Source organism: Vagococcus salmoninarum (genome assembly GCF_003987495.1).
Classification (GTDB): domain Bacteria; phylum Bacillota; class Bacilli; order Lactobacillales; family Vagococcaceae; genus Vagococcus_D; species Vagococcus_D salmoninarum.
Genome location: NZ_NGJU01000027.1, coordinates 26,277 through 32,579, shown reverse-complemented (window position 1 = coordinate 32,579; position 6,303 = coordinate 26,277). Strand labels below are relative to the sequence as shown.

5 protein-coding genes are annotated in these 6,303 nt (G+C 38.6%); 3 read left to right on the top strand and 2 right to left on the bottom strand.

Annotated features, from left to right (window positions below; translation table 11 throughout):
- Positions 1-144 precede the first annotated feature (144 nt).
- A complete protein-coding gene (lexA, locus tag CBF35_RS13695) occupies positions 145-765 on the bottom strand; it encodes a transcriptional repressor LexA (RefSeq protein WP_126782197.1) in 621 nt (206 codons plus the stop codon).
- A 274-nt stretch (positions 766-1,039) separates the two neighbouring features.
- Between lexA and CBF35_RS13690 the strand changes: the two genes are divergently transcribed.
- Both CBF35_RS13690 and tkt read left to right on the top strand, forming a co-directional pair.
- Complete coding sequence (locus tag CBF35_RS13690; protein ID WP_126782195.1) at positions 1,040-1,294, top strand: DUF896 family protein; 255 nt, start codon at positions 1,040-1,042, stop codon at positions 1,292-1,294.
- 110 nt (positions 1,295-1,404) lie between these two features.
- Complete coding sequence (gene tkt, locus CBF35_RS13685; RefSeq protein ID WP_126782192.1) at positions 1,405-3,402, top strand: transketolase; 1,998 nt, start codon at positions 1,405-1,407, stop codon at positions 3,400-3,402.
- Between the two features lie 61 nt (positions 3,403-3,463).
- Here tkt and CBF35_RS13680 read toward each other — a convergent pair whose 3' ends face one another.
- The gene (locus CBF35_RS13680) at positions 3,464-4,300 is read right to left on the bottom strand and encodes an AraC family transcriptional regulator (RefSeq protein ID WP_126782190.1); all 837 of its coding nucleotides are present in this window, start codon (positions 4,298-4,300) and stop codon (positions 3,464-3,466) included.
- Between the two features lie 262 nt (positions 4,301-4,562).
- On the opposite strand from CBF35_RS13680, the gene CBF35_RS13675 reads away from it, so the two are divergent.
- A complete protein-coding gene (locus tag CBF35_RS13675; RefSeq protein WP_126782188.1) occupies positions 4,563-6,293 on the top strand; it encodes an ABC transporter ATP-binding protein in 1,731 nt (576 codons plus the stop codon).
- Positions 6,294-6,303: the final 10 nt, after the last annotated feature.

Sequence of the window (6,303 nt, the reverse complement as noted above, 5' to 3'; positions counted from 1 at the left end):
TTTAAACACCGCATTCTAATCAGTTTTAAAGTGACACAAAAAAGCAACTTCACCATTTCTGATGAAGCTGCCTAAGTAACTATTTATTCGACTAAATTTTAGCCATCCACACAATTTGACGTAGAGCCGTTTTTGGTTGAAAAGTTAAATGCGGTTACGATAAAGGCCAACGACTTTTCCTAAGATCGAGACGTTCTCGAGAATAATAGGTTCCAGACTGTCGTTTTCTGGTTGGAGACGGAAGTATGATTGCTCTTTGTAGAATCGTTTGCAAGTTGCTTCATCTTCGTCAGTCATGGCAATGACGATCTCCCCATTAGAAGCTGAGGCAGTTTTTTTAACGATGACTTGATCGCCATCTAGAATTCCAGCATTGATCATACTCTCACCACGAATCGTTAACATAAAGAGTGAATTGTCTTCATTCTTTAAGCCAGGGGGCATCGGGAAGAAGTCAGAAGCTTCTTCGACTGCTAAAATTGGCGCGCCGGCAGTAACTGTACCGAGCATCGGAATAGTTGTCGCTTCAATGCCGATCATATCAAGACCAGCTCGAGTTAACTCAATCGCCCGGGGTTTAGTTGGGTCTCGTTGAATAAAGCCTTTTTTTTCTAAACGGGATAAGTGACCGTGGACAGTTGAAGTTGATGATAAATTAACAGCCACACCAATTTCTCTAACTGTTGGTGGGTAGCCTTTGTCTTCAACTTGGCTATGAATATATTTTAAAATTTCAGATTGTCTTGATTCTTGGGGCTTAGCCATATAAATGTTCCTCCTTAAGTCTTTAACTGAAAATAGTCTAGCATTGGTCTTTACGAAAATAGTTACTTAAAAACCCTGCCTTAACGTTCTTTTTTCTTAACTTGAGTTTAGCATAAAAAAAAGAATAAATCAAACAGATGTTCGCCATGCCTGTTAGTTGTTTTTTTGAAAAAAATAAGCTAGTATTGTATAGGTAGAAACAACTAGAATCAGTAGCTAAAACCGAGGCTAGAACTGTAACTAATCAACTAAAGAAACTCTAGGAGGAAATTATATGTTATCAAAAGAAAAAATGAGTCGGATCAATGAACTAGCTAATAAAGCGAAAGCGGAAGGTTTAAGTTTAAATGAGCAAAAAGAACAACAAGACTTACGAGGCGAGTACCTTGAGCGTTTCCGTGGCGGCATGCGAAACCATATCGAAGGCTTAAAAGTTATGGATGAAGACGGCGCTGATGTAACACCTGAAAAATTAAAACAAATTCAGAAAGACAAAGGCTTGCATAATCGCCATTTAGAAGAAAAATAAAATAAAAAAAACGATTTCAATAAACAATTGCAATTTCCTTGAAATAAAGGTAAAATAGACCTATAAAGGTTAAGGTATAAAAAACCTAAAATAGCAGGAGGATGATTATTTTGTTTGATAAAATTGATGAGTTAGGCGTAAATTCGATTCGGACACTAAGTATGGATGCCATTCAAAAGGCAAATTCAGGACACCCAGGGTTACCGATGGGAGCAGCACCAATGGCCTATGCGCTATGGGCAAAACATTTAAAAATTAACCCAAGCACGTCAAGAAACTGGGTCGATCGTGACCGTTTCATCTTATCAGCCGGCCATGGTTCAGCAATGTTATACAGCTTATTACATTTAGCTGGCTATGATGTGACAACAGATGACTTAAAAAGTTTCCGTCAATGGGAAAGCCGTACACCAGGGCATCCAGAAGTTCATCACACAGATGGTGTTGAAGCAACGACTGGTCCATTAGGTCAAGGAGTCGCAATGAGTGTTGGGTTTGCCATGGCAGAAGCTCACTTAGCAGCAACTTATAACAAACCTAATTTTAAAATTGTTGATCACTACACTTATGCAATTTGTGGGGATGGCGATTTAATGGAAGGTATCTCACAAGAAGCAATTAGTATGGCTGGTCACATGAAATTAGACAAATTAATTGTTCTCTATGATTCAAACGATATTTCTTTAGATGGGCCTTTAGACAAGAGTTTCAGTGAAGATGTGAAAGGTCGTTTTGAAGCAACTGGTTGGCAACATATCATGGTGAAAGATGGCACTGATTTAGCGGCTATTTCTAAAGCCATTGATGAAGCAAAAGCTGAAACTAACCAACCAACAATTATTGAAATTAAGACTGTTATCGGCTTTGGTGCTCCTAATGAGGGAACAAACAAAGTACACGGTGCACCACTTGGAGCAGAAGGTATTGCTGCTGCTAAAGCGGCTTATGGTTGGGATTACCCAGCTTTTGAAGTACCCGAAGAAGTTAAAGCCCGTTTTAAAGCAGAAATTAACGATAAAGGTGAAAAAGCTGAAGCCGCTTGGAATGAGTTATTTGCACGTTATCAAGCTGAATTCCCAGCTTTAGCCCAACAATTCTTAGATGCCTTTGCTAATAAGTTACCAGAAAACTGGGACAGTGAAATGCCAGTTTACGATGTGACTGATGAAGGAACGGCTAGTCGTATTACGAGTAAAGAAATGATCCAAGCCTTAGCTAAAACTGTGCCAACACTTTGGGGTGGTTCAGCTGACTTAAGTTCATCAAACAACACAATGATGGCTGCGGAAAAAGATTTTGAACCAGGTCAATACGATGGTCGTAATATTTGGTTTGGCGTTCGTGAGTTTGCTATGACAGCAGCGATGAACGGTATTTCATTACACGGTGGGACAAAAGTCTATGGCGGAACATTCTTTGTCTTCGTTGACTACATGCGTCCAGCGATTCGTTTAGCGGCGATTCAAAACGTACCAGTGACTTACGTCTTAACACATGATTCAATTGCTGTTGGTGAAGATGGTCCAACTCATGAACCAATCGAGCAACTATCAAGTCTCCGAGGAATGCCGAATGTGTCATTAATTCGTCCAGCTGACGGTAATGAAGTTCGTGCTGCTTGGAAATTATCAATGACAGCAACTGATCACCCAACAGTCTTAGCTTTAACTCGTCAAAACTTACCAGTTTTACCAGGAACGAAAGAGTTAGCTGAAGCAGGGGTTGCTAAAGGGGCTTATGTTGTCTCACCACAAACAGGTGACACACCAGCAGGAATCTTAATTGCTACTGGTTCAGAAGTGGCTTTAGCCATTGAAGCGCAAAAAGCCTTAGCAACTGCTGGAACAGATGTTTCAGTTGTCTCAATGCCAAGTATGGATTTATTTGAAAAACAAGAAGCTGCTTATAAAGAGTCAGTGTTACCGAAAGCCATCACAAAACGAGTTGCCATTGAAATGGGTGCTAGTTTTGGTTGGGAACGTTACATTGGTTTTGAAGGTAAATCAGTAACAGTTGATCGTTTTGGTGCCAGTGCGCCAGCGACAACAGTGATTCCTAATTACGGCTTCACAACAGAAAACGTTGTAAATGTCTTTAATAGTTTATAAACGATTAAGAGACTAAAATAGTTATCATAAAAAGGCAATCCTAAAATTAGGATTGCCTTTTTTAGTGTAATTGTTTTTTACGGAGTTCAGAAGGGGATTTGCCGTAACGTTTTTTAAAAAGCTTGCTAAAATGATAGGCATCTTGGTAACCTACTGTTTCAGCAACTTCTTTAACCGTCATGTCTTGATTTTCTAATAGTTGTTTCGCCCGATTTAAGCGAATAGTGATTAAATAATTGATCGGGGAGTTACCCGTTTCTTCTTTAAAGACTTTCGAAAGGTAAGTGGCACTAATATACATGGCTTCAGATAAAGTTTCCAAACTAATGTCTTCCGTATGATGGGTTTCTAAATAATAAATAATGTTATTGATGATGGCTTGCTTTTCTTTGTCTGATTCTTTTAAAGAGAGGGCCGAGACTTCTAAAGGCAACGTACTTTCGCTCCGTAAAAGCATCACAATGATTTCCATGACTAAGGTTTTAATCATTAAGTCATAACCAATTTTGCGGTGAGATTTTTCTTCAACTAAACGCCAGCAGCGATTTAAAAACTCGTGATGACGGTCACCTAAATGAATGACTGAGGAAGCGAAGGGGAAATAGTCTCGTTTATAGCCTTCTAGGGAGATATTTTTGATACCAATGTGAAGTTGATGGCTGGCAGTATGAGGGACTTGGCTGTCTTGATGCAACGTCCCTGGGTTAAACAACATCACTGTACCAGCTTGGGCAGTGAAACTAGTGTCACCGATCACATAGTCTGCTTGACCTTCTAGGATAACTGAAATTTCAGCAAAGCCATGGGCGTGCATTTTACCAATGCTTTCAGCTTTGTCCCAACAATCGAAGACATAAAGAATGTCAGGATTAAAAGTTTTACTATCAATTTGTAACATAGGCTTACTCCTAACTTGTTTAAACTTACTTATAATTTTACAGGATTTTTATAAAATTGCTATGGCAATGATTAGAATATTGAAGATAATAGTGCCTAAATACTTAGGTAAAGTACCCAAAAAAGGCGGGGCTTTAAAAGGTACCCGCGGCTTCTTATTGATTATTAACAAAGATTCTCCATCATTATAGACAAAATACTACATTCTATTCTGATTGAGAATAGCTTAATCTTAATAAGAGCAATAAATGAGGAGGGTAATTATGACTAGTTTTAAATGGATTTGGTCTTTCGTAAAAAAAGATCGCCGGAAAGTGGCAATCGGTATTATTTTATTAATTATTCAGACGGGGATCGTTTTGATTAATCCGTTATTAAGTGGAAAAATTATTGATGATGTCTTAATTAAAGGCCAACATGAAAAGTTAATCAAGATTCTACTATTAATGATCGGACTAACCGTCTTACGGACGATTTTACGCTATGGCTATCAAGTAACATTCGAAAGAATCGGTCAAAATGCGATTTTTGGTATTCGGGAAAAAATGTTCCTTAAATTACAAGAATTAGATTTTGATTTTTTTAACCACACCCGTGTTGGTGATATTATGGCGCGAATGACTGGGGACACTGAGGCGATTCGTCATTTTGTTTGTTGGGTTAGTTACAATATTGTCGAGTGTTTGTTCTTATTTGTTTCAGCAATCATCGTGATGGGAACGATAAATTGGCAATTAATGATTTGGTTAGTGGCAGTGACACCTTTAATTTACATTTTGACGCAAAAAATGTCGAAAGAAGCTCACCCAGTCTTTTTTGAAATCCGCGAAAGTTTTTCTCGTTTAAACTCAATGGTAGAAGAAAATATTAGTGGTAACCGGGTAGTCAAAGCCTTCTCTCGAGAAGCTTATGAAATTGCTAAATTCGATGAACATAACGAAGATTACAAACAACGGAACATGGCTTCAGCGAAAGTCTCAATGAAATATTTGCCTTGGTTAGACGGCTTTGCTGGTAGCTTAACCTTAGTCGCTTTAGTCGTTGGCGGCATTTTCGTAATTCAAGGAAAAATGACTGTTGGTGACTTAGTGGCTTTTAATGGCTTCTTATGGATGCTGAATATGCCAATGCGCATGAGCGGTTGGTTAATTAATGACACTCAACGTTTTTCAGCTTCTTGTATTAAGATTAGAGAGATGTTGAATACTGAATCAAGTATTCAAGTAGCAGAAAATGATCAAGGAAAGTCAATGAAGGGCTTTGTGACATTTAAAGACGTTAGCTTTCACTTCTCCGATGATCCTGAAACTTTAATTCTTGAAAATGTTAATTTTACAGCGAAACCCGGTCAGACAATTGGTATTTTAGGTGAAACAGGCTCAGGTAAAACAACCTTAGTAAACTTAATCGCCCGTTTTTACGACCCAACAAGTGGGCAAGTCTTGATTGATGGCGTAGATGCAAAAGATTGGCCAATTCGTAATTTACGTGAAAATATCGCCATGGTTATGCAAGACGTCTTTCTATTTTCCAGTACAATAGAAGAAAACATTGCTTTTGGTAATACATACGCTGACCCGGCTTACATTCGCCAAGTTGCTGAAATTGCCGATGCCAACGCCTTTATCGAAGGAATGCCTCAAGGTTATGAGACAATTGTCGGCGAACGAGGGGTCGGTTTATCTGGTGGTCAAAAACAACGTATTTCATTAGCCAGAGCCTTAGCGAAAGACCCAGCTATCTTGATTTTAGATGACACGACCTCAGCAGTTGATATGGAAACCGAATCGAAAATTCAAGCGGAATTAGGCAAGATAACCCAAGCTAAAACCACGTTTATTATCGCTCACCGAATTTCTTCTGTTCGGGAAGCTGATTTGATTTTAATGCTTGAAAAAGGGGTTGTAGTAGAACAAGGCACCCATCAAGAGTTAGTCGCTAAAAAAGGTGATTATTATCAAATTTATCAAAAACAATTAGGTGAAGATATTTAGAAAGGAGGAG